Raw genomic sequence first — 23,506 nt, 5'->3', positions numbered from 1 at the left:
GAATAGAAATATTATTCCTTTCAAATGACACATTTGAAAAAAAATTTTTTATTTTGTAAAAAATTGGGTTGACACGCTTTGTAATATTTGGTATTATTTAGTTGAGCGATTTTTGTCGAATATTGTTATTCGATGTTCCTTAAAAATTAATTGTCGATTGAAGGGAGACAGGAAAATGAAATCAACTGGCATTGTACGTAAAGTAGACGAACTAGGTAGGGTGGTTATTCCTATCGAATTGCGCCGCACTCTTGATATCGCAGAAAAAGATGCTCTCGAGATTTATGTCGATAGCGACCGCATCATTCTCCGCAAATATGAACCAGCCTGTGTGTTCTGTGGTAATGCAGCTGACGTAACCAACTTCAAAGGTAAAAACGTTTGTAAAGATTGCCTCGAATCTATGGGACAAGCAGCTGTTTAATTCGGTTTTTTAGAAAGCAGCCTTTCGGTTAGGTATCTAATGAATCTGCAAGAACAGCTTGGTATACCTGCCGTTTCGGCAGACCATTTTGCGACGCCACCTCACGGATGGCGTCTTTTTTATTTACACCCTGCCGGATTAACACTTGCACAGCTTGCACTATATCAGGTATTGACAATGCCGCCGCAGGCTGATTCTGCGTTTCATTGTCAGGATTACCCTCTACAATAAGAGTAAATTCTCCTCGCGGCTGATTTTGACTAAAATGTTGCCTCAGCGTATACAGACTGCCCCGGACAAATTCCTCAAATTTTTTAGTAAGTTCTCTGGCCGCTACCGCCTGGCGATCACCAAATGAAGTTATCAATTCCTCCAGTGTTGCCCGCACCCGGTGCGGGGCTTCATAAAACACCAATGTATACGGACAGCCAGCTAATTTCTCAAGCAGTTGCCGACGGTGTTTGTTGGTTTTTGGTAAAAAACCAACAAACGTGAATAACGTAGTGTCCATCCCTGATGCAATCAAGGCCGTCAATGCCGCGTTAGGTCCAGGCAACGGTACAACAGGTATATCATTAGCTATCGCCAACCGAACCAAGTCCACACCAGGATCAGAGATCCCAGGCATACCCGCATCACTGACTAACGCAATACTCTCGCCGAGCAGTAACCGGTCAATAATCTCCGGCCCCCGCTCGGCTTTATTATGTTCGTGATAACTAATAAGTTGAACATGAATGTCAAAATGGTTTAGTAAGTTACGTGTGTGTCTGGTATCTTCAGCCGCAATAGCAGCCGCTTCTTTCAAGACCCGTACAGCCCGAAAGGTCATGTCTTCCAGATTTCCCAGGGGAGTTGGACATAAATAGAGCGTGCCCGCTTCGGTCACTCGAGTTCACCTGTCCTGCTCATAGAGCTTCATAATATTCTCAGAATAGTTTCCATCGGTAGTATATACAACTAACGGCGGCAATACGTCTATTCCCGGTTTTGCCCCCCGTATACCCTCAACAAGCACCATGTTAGGCTTCTTATCCACCCGTGGATAAACAAACTGCAGTCGTTTGGGTTCAATACCGGCCTGGCACATTGTTAGCATAATCTCTGCCAGTCGTTCAGGCAAATGTACCATTGCAAACCGGCCGCGGTATTTTACAAGATGCCGGGCAGCAGCTACAATGTCGCTTAAGCTGGCTGTCAATTCATGCCGGGCCATAGCGACCCGGTCATTGGGGCTTATATACCCACCCCCGACCGGACGGTAGGGAGGGTTAGAAACGACCAATTCAAAGTTACCACCTGGCAGCAAATCATGAACAAGACGAAGGTCACTGTTTAGAATCAGCAGTCTGTCCTCCAGCCCGTTAAGCTTGGCACTGCGGCTCGCCATGTCTGCCAGGTCCGGATTGAGCTCAATACCGGTAACCGCTGCCGCTCCACGTGCTAGTAATAATAAACCAATAACACCAGTACCTGCGCCTAGGTCTGCTGCTACGCCATTTTGCCGCATACTGGCAAAGTGAGCCAACAGGACCGCATCAAGCGAAAAACAAAATTCTTCCGGGTGTTGAATAAGCTTTAAGTTGTTAATAATCAGATCATCCACCCGTTCGCCGGGTTTCAGACCTACTTTGGCAGGTGCCATTATTCCTTTTCCACCACTTCGTCCCAGGGAATAATCATGGTTTTCCCTTCAGCTAAACCAATGGTGGCTGTCCGTTTCTGACGATTGAGAGATATGACCTTGCCTTCGCCATCAATAGTAATTACTTCCTTACCAACTGCTGGCGGCATAACCTTTTTCGGGCAGCTACAGCCGCTATAGCAATCATTTTCGTATTTTAAACAACACATCAACCGACCGCAAATCCCTGAAATCTTGGCTGGATTGAGTGATAAATTCTGTTCTTTGGCCATCCGAATAGAGACCGGTTCAAAATCTCCCAAAAAGGTAGCACAACACAGCGACCGGCCACAACAACCAATCCCATTCATCAATTTAGCCTCATCCCGTACGCCAATTTGCCTAAGCTCAATCCGAGTACGAAAGACACTAGCCAAGTCTTTTACCAGTTCACGAAAATCAATCCGGCCTTCGGCAGTAAAGTAAAATATGATCTTATTGACATCAAAAGTATATTCCACATCCACCAGGTTCATAGGCAAACTATGAGCCTCTATTTTTTGCTCGCAAACTTTAAACGCTTCTTTTTCCTTTTTTCGATTATCTTTAACTTTTTCTTCATCCTCAGCAGTCGCCTTACGCAATACAGGTTTTAACGGAGCAACAACCTGTTCTTCGTCCACCTGCCGCGGCCCAATAACAACATCACCAAACTCTAGTCCTCTTGCGGTTTCGACAATTACATAATCGCCTTCATGAATTTCAATGGCGTCTGGGTCAAAATAGTATATTTTACCCGCTTTTTTAAAGCGGACACCCACTACTGTCAGCATGTTACTCTCCTTTTTCTGGCCAATCCTTCAGATTTATTAATAACTCCTCAAGAGCCAAACGGGTGTTGGCGTTGCTCTCGATGGCACGAATGGTATTTTTAACAGCAGTTATAGCTACCATGCTGCGGCATTCAGGCCAAGCAGATACTAAACCGGCAAGTTCCTGCACAAGATCAATATTATATAGCAGTTGCTCGCCATACTGACCTGCCAGCATTAGTAGATCACGCAACAAATACAAAAAAAATCCCAGCACTGTCACTATATCCTTGGTGTCGAGACCAGCAAGCTTGGTCGTTTGCTCCCAAATGGCGGTCATGCCTTCCTGCCCGATACTGGCAAGCAATTGCAGTGCCATATCCCTGGGTACCAAACCATCCGGCACCAGCAAGGTAAGTGCCTTTCCCATCCTGCCACCGCTTAAACGGGCGGCAATAGCCGCAGCAGCCGGTTCATATCCTTTATGTACCAACGCTTGTTCCAGCACAGAGGCAGGCAAAGGGTAAAAAGAAACCTTCCGGCAACGAGATAATATTGTCGACAATAGTGGTTTACTGGTTCCGGCAATGAGAATAAAAACAAGACCAGGAGGCGGCTCTTCTAACAACTTGAGCAAACTGTTAGCAGCTTGTACAGTCATCAACTCCGCATCCTCAATCAGGCAAACCCGCCCTGAACCAACAGCCGGGGTTAACGCAGCAACGTTTTTAAGTAAGCGAATCTGGTCAATTTTGATCGTAGCACCGTCAGGTGCAACCTGAATAAAGTCAGGATGCTCACTACGGCCGAACAACACGCAGGAATGGCAATGTCCACAAGGTTTTTCACGATCAGTGCTACAAAGAATGCCGGCAGCTACCAGTTTAGCCAGTAAGCTTTTACCAATACCTGCCGATCCGGTAAACAATAACGCATGTGGCATTTTTCCGGTAGACAACATGGCTTTAACTATGGTCACTGCATCCTGATGGCCGATTACTTCATTCCAATTCATCGTCATTAGGTAAACAAATCCACCAGCATGCCCCGCACTGCGTCATGTTTGGCCATGATGGATAATTGTCGTTCTTGGCCGACACGCACATCTTCTGTCATTTCGGCAAGTTTTTCGTCAACCTTTTTAATGGTTGTATACAATTTCTGGCGACCATGACGATCCCAACCAGCGCGGGCTTCAAGGCTGTAAGATCGCGAAACAGCCTCACCGATAAACTTACGAACCAGCTCCCGGTATGACTTGAGCTCGCTATAGGTTGGCATCTGCGATAAACGGCGTCCACTTTCATCAATCTGGGTCATAAGTGACTGTAGACGTTCCGTTGACTGTGCTTCCTGCGATTTTAAGAGATCCGCAGCGAAATAGTCCCCTGACTTTTCGGCCTTATTCGCTATCTCGCGGTCAGTCACCTTTGGCTGATTGCTTACCCCAAATGTATTTACTTTCATGCCCATTTGATTTTACCCTCCTGCCCCAAAATACCTGGCAGACCACATTCTTATTATCTTTTAAATTATAAATGTTTTTCGAAAAATAATCAAATATTTGCCAGAAATACACCAAAAATCAAAAGCAGAGCCTTGTATTATGCCCTGCCGATAATTTCATTAACAATTGGATAGATTTCACTATAGATTTGTTTAATTACAATCTGCTTGGCAATCACCGTATCATCCAATTAAAAATGCAAGGACTGTCCCTGCCGTTGAACACCATTTTACAGCTTCTTTTAATGTACCAGAATATAGGGGTCGTAATCAAAGTTTACCACCGTAAATACGTTTTCCCGTACTACGGGATTCAGTCCTTGATCCTCCTGGCAAATAACCGGCGCCCACCGGAATACAACCGCAGGCGGATCCGCTGCGCCCTCCGCCCGGGCGGACCACAGGCCGAGCAGACATAAAAGTATGACCAACATGCGTTTCATCTCAGTTTCCTTCCTCTATATGTCCATCATTTTCGGCGTAATCAGAATAACCAGTTCCGTTTCCTTTCGCTCCCTGTTGGTCGAGCGAAACAACTGCCCAACCAGCGGCATATCGCCCAACAGCGGGACCTTCAACACATCCCTGGTTTCCTCACGCTGAATTAAACCGCCCAGTACAATGGTTTCGCCGTTTTTTACCCGCAGCATTGTTTCGGCCTGGCGTGTGCGGATATTCGGATTTCCATTCGGCGTAGTGTCCGTTTTGTTGCTGACTTCCGATTTGATACGGGTCGTTATAGTACCATCCGCGTGAACGGTGGGTGTTACTTCCAGTTTTATTCCAACGTCAATGTAGTTTACGGTGGTCAGTCTACTGCCATCGACAATTTGCGTACTTTCCACCGCCAGCTTGTCACCGATCATAATTTGGGCGGTTTGTCCATCCAGCGCTGCAATACGCGGACTGGCCAGCAAACGGCCTTTTTTGTTTTCCACCAGATGATTGACGGTAGCCTGGATATTAACACCGTATTCGGACTTGCCAAGGCGGATACGGAAAGCGCTGCCATCTGTCTTCTCCACACTAGGTAGCGCCAACGCCGTATTAGAGTCCACGTCGAGACCCACTTTCTTTAGATCCTCACGGGATATTTCTACGACTTCCGCTTCAAACATTACCTGACGCGGCGGGCTATCAAGCTGTACCAGTATGTCTTTAACCTGTTCTAGATCCTCCTCATTCCCCATGACAATCAGCATGTTGTTCATGGCTTCCACCTTGATTTGGTTACTTGGTATGAGCGCGGCAAACATGGTTTTCGCCTGGTCTGCTTTGATATATTTCAGTTGTATGACCACATGGGAACGAAAAACAACTCCCGTATCGCCAACCGGTTCTGGCGACAACTCGGCGGGCGTCCCTTCCGCAGGGACCGCCTGTGGATTGTTGGTATCCGTAGAAGGAAGATTACTGGAGGGGATTGTAGACGACCCGTCATTCGCCGACTCCGCTAAAGCACTAAATGGCAAAGTAAAAAGCAACAAAAAAAAACAAGTATAACGTAGATTGTCCTGCGATACTGTTGCAAAAACAACTTCCTCACCTGCGGTGTACTAAAATCCGTAGCTTGGAATTTAGCTTTTTTCATGAATACAGAGCGTCCCCCTCTAATGTGCCATACCTTGTAGCACATCAGACTTCCTGCTGCCTGATACCGGAAAAACCGGGGCAGACTAGATCGCCCCGGTATGTACCGGTTTACAGGTTTATTTTATTTCGAGCTTTTTCCCTGCCTTCATTGCTTGTGCAGGAGACATAGCCGGTTCCTGGTAGCCTGTAAGAGTAGCTGTTTGTCCGAGTATAGTGAGAGAGTTGAGGTTAGGATAGGTAGAGCTACCCAGTATAGTATTTTCATACATATTAAGTCTGATAGCACCATAAGTGGTTCCTGTACGAAGATCTATCCGGCCACCTTTAGCGAACCAGAGCCGGTTTGTAGAGTTTTCATAAAGCAACGCCCAGTAATAACCGGGAATATTAGCATAATTTTCTACAACAGTACCGATATTATTCGAGTCAATATTTGCAGCAGTAGTTTTGTACACTTTACCAGTCATTTTCCATTTAGGGATGTCATTTGTATAATTACCAACCAAGATATAAGCAGTGCCTGTGCTGCTTATAGTAATATCCCGGAAATCATACGGAATTGCCGTTCCTGACGTAAAGCGGGTGGTTTTTGTCATCGTGGCAAGATTAACAACATCTAATTTTGATTCCCCGCTGTTGCAAGTTCCGTCATCTTTCTGTTTGCCGCCAATTGAGGCAACATAGAGCTTGTTATTATAGTGCTTGAGGGTGAAAGCGTTTTTACCGACTTGAACAGGAGTACCGACAGCAGTAAGAGTGCTGCTATTCAGTTTAACCACCTTGCTTGTCAAATAATTAGCAGTTCCCCAAGGATCTTGCACTTCTGTAAAGAGACCATAGATGTTATTACCCACTGCAGTGATGGCCACACCATGCTTTTCATAGCCTGTCGTCCCTGGGAAGGTGTATATTGTTCCAGTTTGGCTATAGTTTGTCATGTTGATTTGGACAACCTTTGCGTTGTCATAGTCAATTGCGTAAAGGTAGCTCCCTATTTTAGTAATACCATACAAGTTGGCAATATCGGCCCAATTCGCAGTGGCCACTTGCGTCCACGGGGTTGTATTGGGATTGTAGATTACGGCTTCAGGGTTGGGATTGCCACTATACAAGTACTTATAGACAAGCACCCGGGAGTTCCCATTGGCATCAGTGAAATAATGAACAGCTGGCGCACCTGCCACTACCGACGAGACAGCATTTTGATTAACAGCACCCGCGGCGCTGCCGATAGTCCCCACTTTACCGTTAGCATAGTTGGCATCAGTCACCGTATACGCTGTGTTGGCCAAGGCGGTTGTCGTAAAGGCCATCACGAGCGCTAAGACTAACCCTGCTTTTTTAAATATCTTCATACAAAAAACCTCCCCTATTTTTTAAAAATTTTCCCTGCTACTAGCCTTACGTTTCCATGCATTATCACCCCATTTCCTGTCTGTTACTCAATCTCCCGGTTTCACATCGGCCTCACCCTCCCTTACTACCAAATCTTTGTCCTTCACTCGCCCAAGAAACCTAGATCTATCTCTTGAAGTATGCTGTCTCATAGTGAAAGCCTAAAAATCATAATTGATAGTTGCATAATAGGTCCGCCCCTGCAATGGATAATAGTATCCGGCATATACGCCAGTATCAACGACACTGTACTTATATTCCAGCTCCGGTCCTTTATTAAAGAGATCATTGACACCAAAAACAAGCTGGGAATTTGTATTCAGCTTAACCCGGCAACCTGTACCCACGGTAGTAAATGCTGGCAGAAAAACATCATATAGCTCACTGACATACTGCTTATCTGTATAGTTAACTTCGGCAAATAAGGCGGTTCTATCATTAGGTCGATATGTCAAACGCAGTTTTCCTTCCCATTCCGGTGTATAGGTCATAGGAGGGTAAGTCCAGAAACCAGAGTGCGTGATATCCTTGACAGCTCTTTTGGTGTTTATATAGGTAGCAGCCAAATTTAGATCCCATTTGTCCCAGGTCAAATTGCTTTGTAATTCCACTCCTTTGGCTTGCCCGTTGATCGCGTTGGCATAAGACCAGCAGCCAATACCAGACTGGTAAAGCTGCAGCAAATTATCAGACCGGCGGCTGAAATAGGTCAGTGAAAGGTCGGCATCCTTGGTATTAAGCCATTTTCCCTTCCAGACAGCGCCAGCATCCCATTGCATTCCTTCTTCCGGACGTGGATATACAGAATTAAATTCACCATTGGTGCCGTAAATCGCACGGGGAATGATGCTGGCCCCGTCGCCGGCAATTTCATAGAGATTCAACAGCCGGTAGTAAGACCCATACGAAGAACGCAAGGTCAAACTGTCGTTTACCTTCTTCTTTAAGGCTAACTGCCAGGTTGTCTTGCTGTCTCGCTGCCCATCTGTCGTTTTCACTCCCCGACTATGAGGATCGATATATTTGGCTTGGCCTACTACATCAGACGAGTTGTAGCGGATACTAGGAGTAAACCAGAGATCGCCGGTCGAATTAAGCGTTAGGGTATCTTGCAATTGAATATTATAGAGTGTTTGTTGATATTTGGTTTTAAAGCGATTGCACTGCGAACTATCCAGAACGTCCATTCTCCAGCCATCTACATCCATATCTTCCCGGGATATGTTCACTAAGAAATCCAGCAGGTGGTTGCTGGCTTTATACGTTCCATCCAAAGAGGCGCCGAGCTTTTGGGATTTATAAGCGCTCCAGCGGCTGAGCGGTCTTACATAGGTATAACTACCTGTTCCATACTGTTCATTATTGCGGTAGCTTTTATCCTGATCCAGATAATTGACATTCCAGCCCCATTCCAGGTTGCCGCTGGTATCCCTCCTGCCGAGGAGGATGTCTTTTGCGGTAAGTATCTGTTTTTTTCGGCAATTAGGATACTCAAACGCTGGATTTTCTAACTCACTTGCAGAAAAATAAGGATTAGGAACATCTATATATTCCCACTTACCGGCATTGGGCAAAAACCTGTCAATTTTCTTCCAGCTGGCTTTGACAAGCCAGTGTTCATCCTGCCATTTGAGCAGAGCATCGGTATTTTTATAACTGTTATTCATGCGATAGCGTGTTGCCGAAAGTTGTTTGTAATAAGCCAATCTGTTTTTCTCGGCGATATACGTTTTATTGTCTGCAGACATCGAACCTTGTGCAATATCATTTTCATACCATGCGACGAGTTGTTCCTGCTCAGCAATTCGGGTCGAGATTTTATTCTGGCACTCAGCATTGGTATAGCGGAAATCCCCGGTGCTTTGGTCTCTGTTTAGACCCACCATCAGGGTGCCTGCCCCCAGTGGCTCCTCTACCTGCAGGCTGCCGGTGTAGCCGCCCCAGGAGCGTTGTCCATAGGAAGCCGAAATATTAGCTTTCTCCGGCTTTTTGGTGACAATATTGATTACGCCGCCCATATAGGTACCGCCGAAACGGGCCGGGATATAGCCTCTGTATACCTCAATCCGCGCTACATTTTTGACAGGGATTGTCGATATGTCGACCGCCGCATCGCCTCCGAGGTTTGTCAATACCCCGTCGACAAACACACCTACCTGTGACGCTGTGCTGCCGCGGACAGAGACTGTCGTGTATTGGCCAGGACCGCCGCCCACATACCGGACATGAATACCAGGCACTTCCTTGAGAAGATCGGGCAGTGTTTTTTGTTCGCCTTTGTATTTATCTGGTTCAATGACAGTCACAGTGCCTGGCGAGAGCTTATCTTCCCATGCAGGCCGCGGCGCTTCAACCACTACGGTTTCCAAAACATAGCCCGGATCAACCGTGGTTGTTGTATTTTCCACACTGGAATTGTCTTTAGAGTCGTTGGCTTGTTCTGCCGTTGCTTTTGGGGAGGCTTGTTGTTTTTCCTGGTCATTTAGTCGCAATGCTTGGTTAGCGTCCGGTATTTTCCCGCCGCCTGCCTGGACACTGCCTTCAGACTGCACGTTAGACACAGCCGCCCGTGTTGTTTCGGGTGCAAAAGCGACTGAAGCTACCGTTGTTGGCTGCGAAATATCCGTAATGGCATTGTATCTAGCGGTGCCAAAATGCTCTGCCGCCATTTCTTTATTTGGAGCTTGTTGTTTTTCCTGATCGTTTTGTAGCTGTGTTTGGTCAACGCCTTTCCCGGCTGCTTTCTGAAAACCGGTTTTAGCTTGTACCTTGAGTATAGACCCTTGCCCGATCTCGCCAGACGCTGCTCCAGTCGAAGCAGACAGAATTATAGCTGTTGGCTTGCCAGTCTTGAGCTCTTCTTGTGCTTTTTGGTGCGAACCAAAGCCGTTCCAGCGCCAGTTGACGCCCCCGTTTACCTGCCAGTTGGCCTTTGCATCACCGCCAAAGGTCTGCAGCAGACTCAAATTGAAATTACCGGTTGGCGAGATTTTGCTATCAACGCCTAATACCAGTTCACACCAGGTATCTTTGTTGGCGCCGGTTTTAATGGCCTGTGTTTCGTCATAATAGCTGCCCAGCATGGATCCGCCATCTAAGAAATCATGGTTAACCGTCACCTTAGCGTAGACTTTCCCGTTGTTTTCTGGCAGAGACCGACCCACCAACGCACCTGCCTGTCCTGTTAGCACATTGACCTTGCTTTGTGCTATTTTTAAGCCGTTGCTTGTTGTGTAATCAGCCTTGTCAATCCGGCCAAGAGCCAGTCCGACTTGCGGTTCCCAGAACCAGCCGTTCGCGAGTTCTTTACGCAGGCCATACCGCGCATTAAGCCCGACAGCCCAGACCTGGTTGTTACCGTCAACTTTACCGCTCCTAGTAGTAAAATAGTAATCGCTGGTTTGTTTTGAGCCGCGCAGCATCACATCAAGGTAATGGCCGTTATGGCCCACCCAGGTGGCATAAGTGCCGAAGCCGTTACTCTCTGAGTTGCCGCTGCCACTAGCAAGACCGGTGTCTGCTTTGGTTTGCTGGAAGAACAATCCGGTATACAGCTTACCATCGTAGAAATCGCCGGAGCGTTCTTTATCATAGCCGACCTGTAAACCATGGTAGTGTTCACTGATGCTGCGCCCATAGCTGCCCTGATTGGTAAACTTGCCACCATAAACATTTGCCCAGCTGCCTTCGCGGCGCTTATCCCCCGGGGCGTGCAGTTCATCTTGGTGGTTAAAGGCATTACTATTTTCCACCCGCCACAGATTGCGCTGCGCTAGCTGCATATCGCCGGCTGTTTTGGCTGATTCTGATAAAAGTTTAGTATTATCAAGGGTATAGTCTGTTAAAAAGGAGTTCAGGACAACATACTCACCGTTGACAACAAATTCACCAGTTACCGGATCCTCTACATACGTAGGGACGCTAATTTCTGTAGTACGAACAATCGGTGTCACTTTATAGACAGTCAGGGGAGCATCCAAATACGATGCTTGTCCTACTACCTTGAATTGCCCGGCTTTTTGTTCAAAAATACGTAAAAATTCTTGTCCACCACTTCCGAAGATAATCGAATCCTTACTGACCTTTAGCGGGTTAAAACGGATAATATTTCCAAGCTGCGTATATAACGTGCCACTGCCTGCTACTAGGTTTGTTTCGTTTCCTAGCGTGATTAAATTTGTCGACGGAGTAGATGTCATTACTATATTTGACCAAACGGCAGTTGCCCCGCTGATCCGAAAAATCGTACCATCTGCCAGTGTGGCATTTGTTACTGTCAAATTACGAAAATAATTCTCTCCCCACTCAGACACCACTGGATTCGGCGTTTCCTGCCAGGATAAATCGATAATGCCGCCAGACTTTACGTTTAATTTATCGATATTGATATATTTGTTCCAATCATATGTATCGCTATTAAATGTTATGGCATCCATCGGCCGCCAGCGGCCGCCGTTTTGGATGGTTACACCGGTATAGGTGGTTCCGAAGTAATCATTTGTTAATTGACCTGACGAATCTGCTGTCGTTTCTTTTATGGTATCAGCCTCTACCGTCACCGACGGCCCGACTTCTGCCGCCTGAGCCATCCCCCAAAGCTGCGGCGCAAAACCAAGCGCCAGCGCACAGCAAATTCTTGCCGCCAGGTATTTATTCGTTGCTTTGCGTTGCTTCACTGTCAAAAACTTGTCCCCCTCAACCATATGAAAAATGACAAAATCCCGAACCCCACACCACCTTTCAAGCGTATTTGATATCAACCCTCCCTTTACATTAAAAATAGCCCTCCCTTAGGCTATATAGGGAGGGCTATTTTAAGAAACAATCTAAAATATAAATCCCGGCCATAATTAAATAGCCGGGAAGGTTAGATTACTCCACTAATCCCCTCCCCATACCTCGTGGGTGAAAAACGGTGATTGACAGATAGGCAGTTCTCCTGGCTCTAGATCATCGCTCATCCAAACCTTCCCAAGACTTTCGTCTCAGTGGCATTCCTTGGATTCGCTCCCTATTACAGTGGCGGGACCGCGCCGGCATCACACCGGTCTTCCCTATTAAGCCCTTTCGGGCACCTATCCCAACATTATTTTGTTTTTTAACATTTTCAGTTAGATTATACCATTATTTATATCATTTGTAAATTTTTTCTTTAATAATTTGTAATGTATTTGTTTATTCTGCTTATATTTCGTGCGCCACGATTCAGAATTCTACAAACGGTTAAATGGTTGGGTACATCAGACTGTGCGAAAACAGAAATTACTAAATTTCATTCTCCACTTTAGTATCAAAAATTGCCTAGTTCGAGGCGCTGTATTTACTAGACGTAGCAGAAAAGAATCTATTTGAGCCATAGCTGGAATTAGCAATAATTCCATTATATTTTATAAAATACTAATATTACAGGATATGTACGGAGAAGAAGAACATGATTTATTGCCTTCGGGCATCCTATTGTCATAGGATTAAACTAGATGATTTCTTTTAAAATATCAGTTTTGATACTTACAATACAGGCCTGTAAGTCTTCATTAGTATAACTCACAGTTATCCCAAGAGCCGTAAGTTTTTCAGAGCTAAAGTCAATATTGTCTGCTAAAAACCTCCTACAAAGTTCCTCATAATTAGGATGGGTTTGCTTTTTTTCCCGGTCCAATGCGCGTTGCAATCTTACCCCATCTTCTACATAGACATAAACTGGAATAACATTGGCAGACCCAAAATAATTTTGTAAATTTTCATAAGCTTCCAAGGTTGTAATTATTAAATAATTAGCTTCGTGTAATTTAATTTGACCATCATCAATTGTGCAGTAGGACCAAATACCATTTACAGTGTTATACTTCCGTTGTTCAATAATCTTTCCCTTTGACCTGTAGGATTCTAAAGTGACTTCATCAACAAAATAATACTCCCTACCTTGTTTTTCATTGTGTCGAATAGGTCGAGTAGTATAGGGTATTATTGGATATAGGTTTAGCTCGCAATCATGTAGAATAGATTTTAAAATAGTATCTTTTCCTGAACTACTCTTTCCCATTAAGCAAAATATCTTACCCACTATATTCCGTCCTTTGCTATTTATCATTGAATTCTATCACTTTTTTAGCATCTCTTGCTATTCTTTTTCTAACAACTCTATCTTTTCGATAAGCATTTTATTTTTCTAACCACATCCTAACATCACCTGGACATTTCCACAAGTAATCTTTTGGTTTGATTTTAAGCCAAAAAGATACCTACACCTTCCGGGTAGGTATCTTTTTGGACATATCTCTAAGTAATCATTATCTTTCAATAACTATTAATTTACCGTGCATTTAATCCACTACCTTTATCGTGTTAAGCAAATAATCTTCCGGACCGGAAATATGCAAGCCAGCATTTTGCAAGGTATGACAATAATCAACAATCTCCTGCGTAATCCGTTCACCCGGACAGAGCATCGGAATACCAGGCGGATAGAAAGTAACAATTTCGGCACAAATCATGCCAACCGCATCACCAAAAGGCACCATACAGGTATTGCCAAATAATGCCTCCCTTGGCGATATAACCTGTTCAGGTGCTACCGGATGTTTTCCCTCCCGGGTTATTTCATTAATCGCTGAAAAATCGCGCGTACCATTATGCGTGACTGCCATATCCTTTAACGCTGCCACCATCGCCGCCACCTCAGTCATACTATCGCCTAAGGTAATAAGAAACAAAACATTATATACATCTGATAATTCTACCTGAATTTTATATGTATGCCGCAAAATCCGCTCGGCTTCCGCGCCGGTTAGCCCCAAGCCTTTGACAGTCACTGTCACCTTTGTTGGATCTATACTATAAACACCCGGATTGCCTACTTTCTCATTACCAAAACAGTATAGCCCCGGAATCTTGTTTATCTCTTGTCTAGCCTGATTAGCCAAATCAACGGCGCGTTCAATCAACCCACGCCCCTCTGTTGCCATCTGCATACGGGCAATATCTAAAGATGCCATTAATATATAGTTAGGGCTGGTTGACTGCACTAACTGCAGCATAGCTTTCAGGCGAGGCACCCGGATAAGACCCTGGCGGCAATGAACAATAGAGCATTGGGTCATGGCCCCGATAATTTTGTGCGAGCTTTGGGCCACAATATCAGCACCGGCATCTAGCGCCTGAATCGGTAATCGTGACGAAAATTTAAGATGTGGTCCATGGGCCTCATCAACGACAACCGGAATATTGTAGCCATGGACTATCTCCACAATTTTTTTCAGGTCGGTAGCTACACCATAGTATGTGGGATTAATGATCAGTACCCCTTTGGCGTCAGGATGCTGTCTGAGAGCCTCCAAAACTGTCTCTGGTGTAACTCCCATCGTCAGTCCCAACTCGATATCTACCTCTGGTTGCATAAATACAGGAATAGCTCCACTCAAGATAATGCCCCCAATAATAGAGCGGTGGGCATTACGCGGTATAATGATCTTATCACCAGGCCCCGCAATGGTAAGAATCATGGCATAAATACCGCCGGTTGTCCCATTTACCATAAAATAACTGTAGTCAGCTCCATACAGCTGGGCAGCTAAATCCTGCGCTGCTTTGATTGGTCCGTGTGGTTCGTGCAAATCGTCCAGTTCAGCCATATTTGCCAAATCAAGCTGCAGTGCTTTTCGCTGTACAACCTCGTTAAAGAGGGGATGCATCCCTTTGCCCATTTTATGCCCTGGAGTATGAAAGGGAATTGTTCCGTCGTCTATATAGATGTTCATCGCTTTCAATAATGGTACTTCTGTCTGATCAAGCACGCCGCCACCACCTTCTACTTCATTCCACTATTATACCCTTGCAGTTTGTAAATATTTTAGCACACAGCCTTATATGGTACAAGCTAAAAGCAAGCCAAAACCTGAGTCAATGATCTTTTGCTTCTTGCAATTCCAATTGATCGCCTTTTTGGGTATAGGTAGCCGCAATTGTTCCTGCCGGCAACTCAATGACATAGTCCGCTCCCCACTGACTCGCAAAGCGGCTAGGTTTTAAACCCATCACAACCTTAACTACCCTATCAGAATCATCCACAAATATCACATCAATAGGATATCGCATACCCATGGTATGGACACTGCTGCATGGTTTGATCATAAGACCCGCACCATGTGACAGACTAGGTGTAGCCAAAAGTCCGACCAACCGCAAAAAAAAGGTAGCCGCTACCTTGATATTATTGCCTAATACCTGCTGCTTAGTTACGTTAATAATTCGCATCGTTCCCCCGACTGTTCTTATCTGTTCTCTGTTTAAGTGGATACGGGCAATTACTTGCGGAAGAAAAACTTACTTAATCTAATATTACCTTTACGCCAGATGTAGATTGCCAACAGACAGCCAATGATTGTTGTTAGTAACTGATATTGCTTAATTGTTTCAAACGTTGCTAAGATATAGAGCATTATAACAATCGTGGCCACAGCAACTGTCCCATACACCTTTCTCCAAACCACAGTTCGATCAACCATGTTTTTCCTGGGACCTGCCTCCTGGCGCCTACTAGTCAACATACCTTCATTGATAACCGGCACTGGCATAGTATCATCCAGGCAGCTTCTTAGCATTCGACCGCAATGCCGGCAGTACTTTACATTACCGGCAAGTCGCTTTCCACAGAAATCACAATACATGACTATTCATCTCACCAATTCCTTTTTTCTATAGTGTTCCCAAATATTCACTGCATTTTCTCATCGACAAAGCGTTTCCTATTTTACTAAACATGCTACAATACACTATAATACAATTATAAATTTTTTTATCAGGAGGCTTCGTCATTATGGAACAATTTGAAAAGGTATCTATTGTTAAAAAAGCTAATGTATATTTCAAAGGAAAAGTAACCAGCCGTACGGTGATTTTTGCCGATGGCAGTAGAAAGACTCTAGGAATCATGCTCCCAGGTGAATATGAATTTGGTACAGCGGCAGCCGAGATTATGGAAATTTTAGCAGGTGAACTGCTGGTATTGTTACCAGGACAGAGCGACTGGCTTACATATAAAACCGGAGATAGCTTCCAGGTCCCGGCTGAATCACGCTTCAAACTCAAAGTACTACTAGTAGCAGATTACTGCTGTTCCTATATTGAGAACTAGCAAACTATACCCGGCTTGCATGTTGTTATAAAGTGGGGGCTGTGGAAAACTTATTTCTAAGTTTTCCACAGCCCTATGTTGCTAACTTAAATACAATACGTTAATGAATCAGACTCTGGCAAAATTCCTTTTTGATCTCCGCCAGCAAGCCGGCTTTCGTAATTAGGTCATAACCAGTTAACGCCATAGCTTTAGCTGCGCGCAATAGAGCCTGATGCGCAGCAGGCGTAAAAGTAGCTGCCGCCATTTTCGCAGTATGGCCTACTAAGGTTTCATCGCCAATACCTATATAAGGGTGAATAGCCGGTACAACACTACTCACATTGCCCATATCAATAGAACCAAAGGTCTCTGCCGGCGGATTAATATTGGTTTCTCCCACCGCCCGCAGATTTGAATTAAAAGCTTCAGACAATTTCTGATTCGTATTCATATCATCATAGGAAAGTTGATAGTTGCTGATGATTAATTCCGCACCAGTAGCCAGTGCGGCTGCCTGCGCACAATTTTTCACCTTTTTCACAACTTCATCCAAGGCCTTTCGTCTTCTCGCCCGCACATAAAATTGGGCAATAGCATGGTCTGGCACAACATTAGCCGCTACCCCGCCTTTAGTTATAATCCCGTGAATCCGCACATCAGATGCAACATGCTGGCGCAGAGCATTCGTAGCATTAAAGGTTTGAATAACGGCATCTAAAGCATTAATGCCTTTTTCCGGCGCAGAAGCGGCATGGCTAGTCTGTCCCTTAAACTCAAACTGCAAAGCATCCATTGCCAGTGATACGCCGCTGGCATAAGTTTTATTATGAGGATGAACAAGTATTGCCGCATCAACCTCAGCCAAAACTCCATCGCGGGCCATAGCCACCTTAGCGCCCATTGTTTCCTCTGCCGGTGTTCCCCAAACGGTTACCCGTCCGGCGGCAAGCACCTTACTCAGACCAATTCCGGCGCCGACAGCCATAACGCCTATCATATTATGACCACAACCATGCCCAATCTCCGGCAAGGCATCATATTCGGCAAAAAAAGCAATCGTCGGACCGGTTTTCCCTGAGTCATAGACTGCCTTAAATGCCGTTTCATAACCGCAAATATTCATTTCAACCGTAAAACCATGTTCTCGTAACAATCCGGTGAGTTTGGCAGCAGATTGAAATTCCTGCATGCCTATCTCAGGATTGTGACCGATAGAATCGCTAAGGGAAAACAAGACATCTTGCAGATGATCAATTTCTTGAATGATTTGAGTCTTCATTCATGTCAGCTCCTAGTATATTTTAGAACAGACCCTATTTCATTAATGGTGTTTCTATTATACTAAATAACACGATATATTTCATAACATAAAAATTTTTAAATCCTGCAAAGCTTGCTACTTTGCAGGATTTTTACGGTAACTATAGCTTGACATTATTGCCAAAACCAGTAATTCATTTCGGATAATATTAGTTACAACAAGGCTCACTTTAGCAGACTATTGAACATCAAAATAGCAGCCGGCCCTAAGAGAACCACAAATAAAGAGGGAAAAATAAACAACACCAGTGGCAACAGCATTTTGATCGGCGCCTTCATAGCTTGCTCTTCGGCTCGCTGTCGGCGTTTTTGCCGCATGGATGCTGACTGTACTCTGAGAACATTGCCAATGCTAACCCCTAACTGGTCGGCTTGCACTAACGAAGTGGTAAACAGCGAGAGATCGGGAACTTCACAGCGTGTACCCATAGCAACCAGCGCCTCGCGTCTTGCTATACCCATACGGATTTCCTGTAATACCCGGTTGAACTCATCCACAAGTGCACCTTTCATTTTTTCCGCCAGTTTGGCCAGTGCCCCGTCAAACCCTAACCCCGCTTCCACACTGACTGTTAAGAGGTCTAATACATCTGGCAAATCCTTTTGAATGCTTACTTTGCGTTTGGCAATTTTATAGTTTAAAAGCAAAAACGGCAGTAATTGACTGACCAAGAAAGCCATGAGCATAACGCCAATTACCTTGCTGCCGGCTATGCCGGCAAGTACCCCCAGTGTACCGGCAATGACAGGCAAAGCCAAAGCCAAAAAGCCCATCACCAGGAGAAACTCATCACTGGTCAATTTGGCAAAACCACCGGCCCTAATCAGTTTTTGCTCAATGTTGGCGCGCACTGCCTTGGGTGTAAGCTTTGTCAGGACTGTTGCCATATCGCCGCTTAGCGGGGCCAGAATACGCTGCCTAAATGGTTTTGCCAGTTCGTCATCAATGTCAGTTCGTCCTGATACCATGCTGTCTAGCGCCTTAAGTCGCATCTCAACCGGGCCGGTAAGCGGTATAAAGGTGTGAAGCACCAGATATAGGAATACAAATGCCGTTATGAAGGTTAATGCTATGATTGCAATAAACATAGTTCGTTCCTCCTTTATATGATGCGTTACTATCTTGCGCTACACTATCAACCTGTGCCTGCAGACTACTTTAATACCGCTTCTTTACTTGGGCCAGAAGGTCTCATTCGGCAGCTGGATGCCATTCGCCGCTAGTTTTTCTAAGAATTTTGGCCGAATTCCTGTTGGTTTGAAATGCCCGGTAATTTTCCCCTTCTCATCCCGGCCTGTTTGTTCAAATATAAAAATATCCTGCAACGTAATGACATCACCCTCCATGCCTTGTACTTCGGTCAAATGAGTAATTCGCCGGCTGCCGTCCTGCAGGCGCGACTGTTGAAGAACAAGGTCTACGGCTGACGCAATCTGTTCTCTAATGGCTCTGACCGGCAAATCCATACCGGCCATGAGCACCATAGTTTCCAAGCGGCTGAGCATATCACGCGGTGAATTAGCATGACCGGTAGTTAACGAACCGTCATGACCGGTATTCATAGCCTGCAGCATATCAAGCGCTTCCCCACTCCGGACTTCGCCAACAACAATGCGGTCAGGACGCATCCTGAGACTGTTGCGAACAAGATCGCGCATAGTAATGGCACCTTTTCCCTCGACATTGGCCGGTCGGGTTTCCAGGGTAACGACATGCTCCTGCCGCAGTTGTAGTTCAGCAGCATCCTCAATCGTGACAATCCGTTCATCATGGGGAATAAAGGATGAAAGGATGTTTAGAGTAGTTGTTTTGCCTGAGCCGGTACCGCCTGATACTACAATGTTAAGTTTACCCTCAACACACGCCCGCAGAAATTCGCCCATTTCCTGGTTCAGCGTACCGAAGCCGATAAGGTCATTGATCATTAACGGATTTTTGGCAAACTTTCGGATCGTAAGACATGGCCCCTTTAAGGCCAGTGGCGGAATAATGGCATTAACCCGCGAGCCGTCCGGCAGCCGGGCATCCACCATTGGTGAGCTCTCATCAATGCGGCGGCCGATTGGCGCCACAATTTTTTCGATAATATGCATAACATGAACGTCATCGCGAAACCGTACATCGCTAAGCATTAGTTTTCCTTTGCGTTCAACATAGACTTGGGTAGGACTATTGACCATAACTTCCGAGATTGAATCATCTTTTAGCAGCGGATCGATCGGCCCATAACCTAAAACCTCATCAACAATTTCCGCAATGATCCGCGAGCGCTCGCTTCTGGGTACCGGTACCGTTTCTTCATCCATCGCCACAGTAGCAATACGGGCGACCACCTCTTCAAGCATTTTGCGATCAGCATTTTTATCAACAAGAACCTTACTTTCTTCCTGACTCATTTCCTCAACTATTTTTTGGTGAATCTTGCCTTTTAGGCTTTGATAGGGATCGGTTTTTAGTGGTGCTGCCATTTTGGGCTTTTCCACGCCTTTGGATGGCTGCTCCTGTTTTATCTGAGCTTCTTCCAAGCGTTTTAATAGCGACATCTTGTTCCTCCCTGCCTTATGGCTGATAACGTAATTCGACAACAATATGAGCCATGAATCGTGGTTGCCGCGTCAGTTGGTGCCTTGTTCGCTGCGCCGCTAGTTGGCCGCTACTGACTCATAAGGAACAAGTGCCGCACTATACACGCCGTAATCGGTCGCAGTACCAGACGTTTCACCGGCGATTACAGTCTGCATGAACTTGCCGCTTACAAGATTTTCATTTCCTGATCCAGCTACTCCCTCCAGGAAAAAACCGGCAAAACCAACAATCTTAACATCATGCCGGCCTGTATCGTTGGTAATTGATTCAATCAATGGCACAATTACTATCCGTGGCGAGCCTGCCTCTACCGTATTAAAGGTGGCATAAGGATCAAGACCTATGCGGTAGTTGACGCCTTCACTGGTACCACCTGACATATTACCGGTTTCGGTTGATACCCATTGGCCTATTGACAATTTGGCATCATAGCCAAATTTAATATTATCGGTATAAGTACGTGAACCGGTACCACCCAGAGCCAACGCATCGTAGTTGCCGGCGTAGCCATCACCAGCACCGACTTTCAGAGCATAAGTCGTGCCGTAAACAAACTCCTGCCAAACTACCCCGAATGGCACCACTCCAATAACACCACTGATGGGTCTCAAAACGGCGGCAGATTTGGCCCGGACATCGACTGAGTTCAGACCAATTACTTTGGCAAATGTCATGTTGACTGTCCGTTTGACGGTAACAGCAACCGCCTTGTTTGTAGGAACAGCGACCTCGACCACATCGCTGGATTGACCGTTTTGGACGGCGTATTCTCTGCCACTGGCCTCGGCCTGAGCAGTATCACCCGGCAGATCCTGGACCCCGGCTAAAGCAGCAGCATCAGCCATGTTAACAAGTTCAGCCCTATTTACATATAAAAATCCGACATCCACAACAAGGGCGGCAAAACCAAGCAGGACAGTAATCGCCAAAACAGTCAATACTGTTATCGAGCCTTTTTGATTAGTAACAAATATCCTCATGGCAGCTCCACCCGCATCACCGATCGCCCGGTAAGTACCGGAGCGTCCGGAGCAAAAGCACTAACAATAATGTTCTTAATTACAGGTGTCGTTACTTCAATCGGTTTACTGACAGTCACAGTGACTGATTTACCCTGCTCGCGTTTGTCACCTGGATAGGTAATGTTGACTTGCAGACCAACATTACTAATGCTGGCAACAGCCTCAGCAACGGCAATTCGTGCGGCAGTATCATCACTTACCGCCGCAGTTCGCGCACCTTCCCGGGCGGCTGCCGTCAGTACCAGATACTGATTCAATACCATTCCAAACTCTAAGATGGCAAATAGAATTAGCAAGATAACCGGTAAAATAAGGGCGGTCTCGACCATGGCCTGACCATGGTTTTGTTTTAAATGACGGGCAGTATTCATATTTATCACCCCTGACAAATGTAAAGAATTAACCTCCGACCAAGGAAGTCAGGAGGTTAATGAATCGATAGGCCCTATACTGTATTTACTATAATTATAAAATTCGGCTTGCTAACTACTGGTTAAACAATGTTATTTGTTGAGTTCGGTAGTAGCGTCAGTAAGCTTACCACCAATCGCGGTACCCAGATTAGTAAAGGCCAATATACATCCTACAGCAACCAACGCCAGAATAAGTCCATACTCTACCATACCTTGACCTTTCTCATTCAAGTAACGGGCCGCAAACATTTTCCAATACATTCTCAACATTTTCCATACCTCCTACTTTTTATTTATTTCATTAAAGTAGTCTCTTCGGTTCTGATTTCATTATATCAGTAAGAAGATATGACAACATCGTCCGCTAGTCTCATTTTCATTAGGTATCACGGCTTATTCCGGCTGGGCTTTTGGTAGGCAGTAAGTCCCGGACAAATCAACGTGAAAAGTCCTAGCCCAGGCCGTTATTCCTATTTCGTAAGTGGTACTGTAACAAAAACCAAGGTGCCTTTACCGATCTCCGATTTTATCGTAAGTTCGCCGCCTAATAGATTAATCCGCTCCCGCATCCCCATCAGGCCAAAGCTCTCATTGCCGCTGGCACTGGCCGTGTCAAACCCCTGCCCGTCATCTTCAACTACTGCTGAAACCACACTTGGCCGAAAGTCAATACGTACCCAGACGTTGGTAGCTTTAGAATGCTTTTCGACGTTGTTGAGGGCCTCCTGGATAATGCGGAACAGGCCAATCTCAACATGGGTATCCAAACGCTTCTCCTCACCCAGTACCTTAACTTCAAAAAAAATACCGCAGCGCTCTTTTATTGTTTCCAGTACCCGCCTGATGGTTGGCACTAATCCTAAATCATCAAGTGTCATGGGTCTGAGGTCAAAAATAATGGTCCGGGTCTCCCGCAAAGCCACACGTACTTGCTCGCGTAGATCCTTAAGCTCATTTTTAGCCCGGTCCAGATCCACATCTACCAGACGTTCGCATACTTCTGCCCGAAAAACAATATTGGCCATAGCCTGAGCCGGGCCATCATGGATTTCCCGGGCCACCCGCCGCCGTTCTTCTTCCTGGGCACGAATAATTTTGGCCCCAAAAATCTGACTGGCCTGGAGCGTCTCAATCTGGGTCACAACCGACCCCATTTGATTGCCTAAATATCCCAAAACGGCACCAACCTGAGAAACCAAACTTTCGGCCTTTTCTACTGTATTTTTTAGTGCTTTAAGCCGCAGTTCCAAGTCGTCGCGCTGACGGCGCAAATTTTGCTCCTGCAACTTGGCCATAGCCAGTTCAAGCTGAACATTGCTGGTATCCTCATAGGCTGCTTTGATATCCGCCTCCGCATATTTCCGGAAATTGCGGCTAACCTCCATCAATCTGAGGCGGGAGCGACGTTCTTTTTTTTCAAACTCGTCTACTTTAAAGATAGCATCTGCTGTTTCCGTTTTTATGCGCTCAACATCCCGCCTGACCTTCTCCATTTCAACTTTTGCCGCTTCATATATATCAAATATTTGGGTTTTACTTTTTTCAACAGTTGCAATAGTCGTTTTGACAATCTTGTCGAGAATTTTTACATCAAGGTTTTTCATTCATTCACCACTCTTGCTTTCAAATGCTATAAAGCAAAATTCGCCATAGTAACCGCATATCCTGCTAAAAATAAACACCAACAGAGGGTGG

General features: G+C 45.5%; 21 protein-coding genes and 1 riboswitch. Of the genes, 2 read left to right on the top strand and 19 right to left on the bottom strand.

The window, feature by feature from the left end; genetic code table 11:
• Positions 1 to 175 precede the first annotated feature (175 nt).
• Positions 176 to 424: an AbrB/MazE/SpoVT family DNA-binding domain-containing protein gene (locus tag AC1ECB_RS24935; protein ID WP_021168499.1), complete on the top strand. Its 249-nt coding sequence runs from the start codon at positions 176 to 178 to the stop codon at positions 422 to 424.
• Positions 425 to 452: 28 nt separating this feature from the next.
• Here AC1ECB_RS24935 and rsmI read toward each other — a convergent pair whose 3' ends face one another.
• The 12 genes from rsmI to AC1ECB_RS24875 all read right to left on the bottom strand — a co-directional run bounded on the left by rsmI (position 453) and on the right by AC1ECB_RS24875 (position 16,020).
• Complete coding sequence (rsmI, locus tag AC1ECB_RS24930) at positions 453 to 1,256, bottom strand: 16S rRNA (cytidine(1402)-2'-O)-methyltransferase (RefSeq protein WP_485669402.1); 804 nt, start codon at positions 1,254 to 1,256, stop codon at positions 453 to 455.
• Positions 1,257 to 1,319: 63 nt separating this feature from the next.
• Positions 1,320 to 2,069: a tRNA1(Val) (adenine(37)-N6)-methyltransferase gene (locus AC1ECB_RS24925; protein ID WP_485666313.1), complete on the bottom strand. Its 750-nt coding sequence runs from the start codon at positions 2,067 to 2,069 to the stop codon at positions 1,320 to 1,322.
• The gene (locus AC1ECB_RS24920; RefSeq protein WP_485666312.1) at positions 2,069 to 2,881 is read right to left on the bottom strand and encodes a PSP1 domain-containing protein; all 813 of its coding nucleotides are present in this window, start codon (positions 2,879 to 2,881) and stop codon (positions 2,069 to 2,071) included. The genes AC1ECB_RS24925 and AC1ECB_RS24920 overlap by 1 nt, the downstream gene beginning before the upstream one ends.
• A 1-nt stretch (position 2,882) precedes the next feature.
• Complete coding sequence (gene holB / locus AC1ECB_RS24915; RefSeq protein WP_485666311.1) at positions 2,883 to 3,881, bottom strand: DNA polymerase III subunit delta'; 999 nt, start codon at positions 3,879 to 3,881, stop codon at positions 2,883 to 2,885.
• Complete coding sequence (locus AC1ECB_RS24910; RefSeq protein WP_028971575.1) at positions 3,881 to 4,327, bottom strand: YaaR family protein; 447 nt, start codon at positions 4,325 to 4,327, stop codon at positions 3,881 to 3,883. Before AC1ECB_RS24910 ends, holB begins: the two co-directional genes overlap by 1 nt.
• A 497-nt stretch (positions 4,328 to 4,824) precedes the next feature.
• Positions 4,825 to 5,715, bottom strand: coding sequence for a type II secretion system protein GspD (locus AC1ECB_RS24905; protein ID WP_485666310.1), 891 nt, complete (start codon positions 5,713 to 5,715; stop codon positions 4,825 to 4,827).
• 360 nt (positions 5,716 to 6,075) lie between these two features.
• Positions 6,076 to 7,314, bottom strand: coding sequence for a YncE family protein (locus tag AC1ECB_RS24900; protein WP_485666309.1), 1,239 nt, complete (start codon positions 7,312 to 7,314; stop codon positions 6,076 to 6,078).
• Between the two features lie 201 nt (positions 7,315 to 7,515).
• Positions 7,516 to 12,030: an autotransporter outer membrane beta-barrel domain-containing protein gene (locus AC1ECB_RS24895; protein WP_485669401.1), complete on the bottom strand. Its 4,515-nt coding sequence runs from the start codon at positions 12,028 to 12,030 to the stop codon at positions 7,516 to 7,518.
• Positions 12,031 to 12,266: 236 nt separating this feature from the next.
• Positions 12,267 to 12,448, bottom strand: a riboswitch (cobalamin riboswitch).
• Positions 12,449 to 12,827: 379 nt separating this feature from the next.
• Entirely contained in the window at positions 12,828 to 13,418 is a 591-nt protein-coding gene (locus tag AC1ECB_RS24890) for a nucleoside/nucleotide kinase family protein (protein ID WP_485666308.1), read from the bottom strand.
• 259 nt (positions 13,419 to 13,677) lie between these two features.
• Positions 13,678 to 15,147 carry an aminotransferase class I/II-fold pyridoxal phosphate-dependent enzyme gene (locus tag AC1ECB_RS24885; RefSeq protein ID WP_485666307.1) on the bottom strand — a complete coding sequence of 490 codons (1,470 nt, stop codon included), beginning with the start codon at positions 15,145 to 15,147 and terminating at the stop codon, positions 13,678 to 13,680.
• A 106-nt stretch (positions 15,148 to 15,253) separates the two neighbouring features.
• Positions 15,254 to 15,607, bottom strand: coding sequence for a DUF192 domain-containing protein (locus tag AC1ECB_RS24880; RefSeq protein WP_485666306.1), 354 nt, complete (start codon positions 15,605 to 15,607; stop codon positions 15,254 to 15,256).
• A 50-nt stretch (positions 15,608 to 15,657) separates the two neighbouring features.
• Positions 15,658 to 16,020, bottom strand: a complete 363-nt coding sequence (locus tag AC1ECB_RS24875; protein WP_485666305.1) for a hypothetical protein — start codon at positions 16,018 to 16,020, stop codon at positions 15,658 to 15,660.
• Between the two features lie 149 nt (positions 16,021 to 16,169).
• Between AC1ECB_RS24875 and ppnP the strand changes: the two genes are divergently transcribed.
• Complete coding sequence (gene ppnP, locus AC1ECB_RS24870; protein ID WP_485666304.1) at positions 16,170 to 16,487, top strand: pyrimidine/purine nucleoside phosphorylase; 318 nt, start codon at positions 16,170 to 16,172, stop codon at positions 16,485 to 16,487.
• A gap of 100 nt (positions 16,488 to 16,587) precedes the next feature.
• On the opposite strand, the gene AC1ECB_RS24865 is transcribed toward ppnP, so the two are convergent.
• The 7 genes from AC1ECB_RS24865 to AC1ECB_RS24835 all read right to left on the bottom strand — a co-directional run bounded on the left by AC1ECB_RS24865 (position 16,588) and on the right by AC1ECB_RS24835 (position 23,415).
• Positions 16,588 to 17,748, bottom strand: a complete 1,161-nt coding sequence (locus tag AC1ECB_RS24865; RefSeq protein ID WP_485666303.1) for a M20 family metallopeptidase — start codon at positions 17,746 to 17,748, stop codon at positions 16,588 to 16,590.
• A 206-nt stretch (positions 17,749 to 17,954) separates the two neighbouring features.
• Positions 17,955 to 18,878 carry a type II secretion system F family protein gene (locus AC1ECB_RS24860; RefSeq protein ID WP_485666302.1) on the bottom strand — a complete coding sequence of 308 codons (924 nt, stop codon included), beginning with the start codon at positions 18,876 to 18,878 and terminating at the stop codon, positions 17,955 to 17,957.
• Between the two features lie 84 nt (positions 18,879 to 18,962).
• On the bottom strand, positions 18,963 to 20,333 hold the full coding sequence (locus tag AC1ECB_RS24855; protein WP_485666301.1) for a TadA family conjugal transfer-associated ATPase: 1,371 nt from the start codon (positions 20,331 to 20,333) through the stop codon (positions 18,963 to 18,965).
• Between the two features lie 99 nt (positions 20,334 to 20,432).
• Positions 20,433 to 21,356 (bottom strand): pilus assembly protein TadG-related protein, encoded by a 924-nt coding sequence (locus AC1ECB_RS24850; RefSeq protein ID WP_485666300.1) that lies wholly within the window; start codon positions 21,354 to 21,356, stop codon positions 20,433 to 20,435.
• Positions 21,353 to 21,769, bottom strand: coding sequence for a TadE/TadG family type IV pilus assembly protein (locus tag AC1ECB_RS24845; RefSeq protein ID WP_485666299.1), 417 nt, complete (start codon positions 21,767 to 21,769; stop codon positions 21,353 to 21,355). The genes AC1ECB_RS24850 and AC1ECB_RS24845 overlap by 4 nt, the downstream gene beginning before the upstream one ends.
• 132 nt (positions 21,770 to 21,901) lie before the next feature.
• Positions 21,902 to 22,081 (bottom strand): Flp family type IVb pilin, encoded by a 180-nt coding sequence (locus AC1ECB_RS24840; protein WP_021168483.1) that lies wholly within the window; start codon positions 22,079 to 22,081, stop codon positions 21,902 to 21,904.
• 200 nt (positions 22,082 to 22,281) lie between these two features.
• Positions 22,282 to 23,415, bottom strand: a complete 1,134-nt coding sequence (locus AC1ECB_RS24835) for a sensor histidine kinase (RefSeq protein WP_485666298.1) — start codon at positions 23,413 to 23,415, stop codon at positions 22,282 to 22,284.
• Positions 23,416 to 23,506 lie beyond the last annotated feature (91 nt).

Source organism: Sporomusa sp. 246TCP1, assembly GCF_057319775.1.
This window is presented reverse-complemented; position numbering and strand designations above follow the sequence as displayed.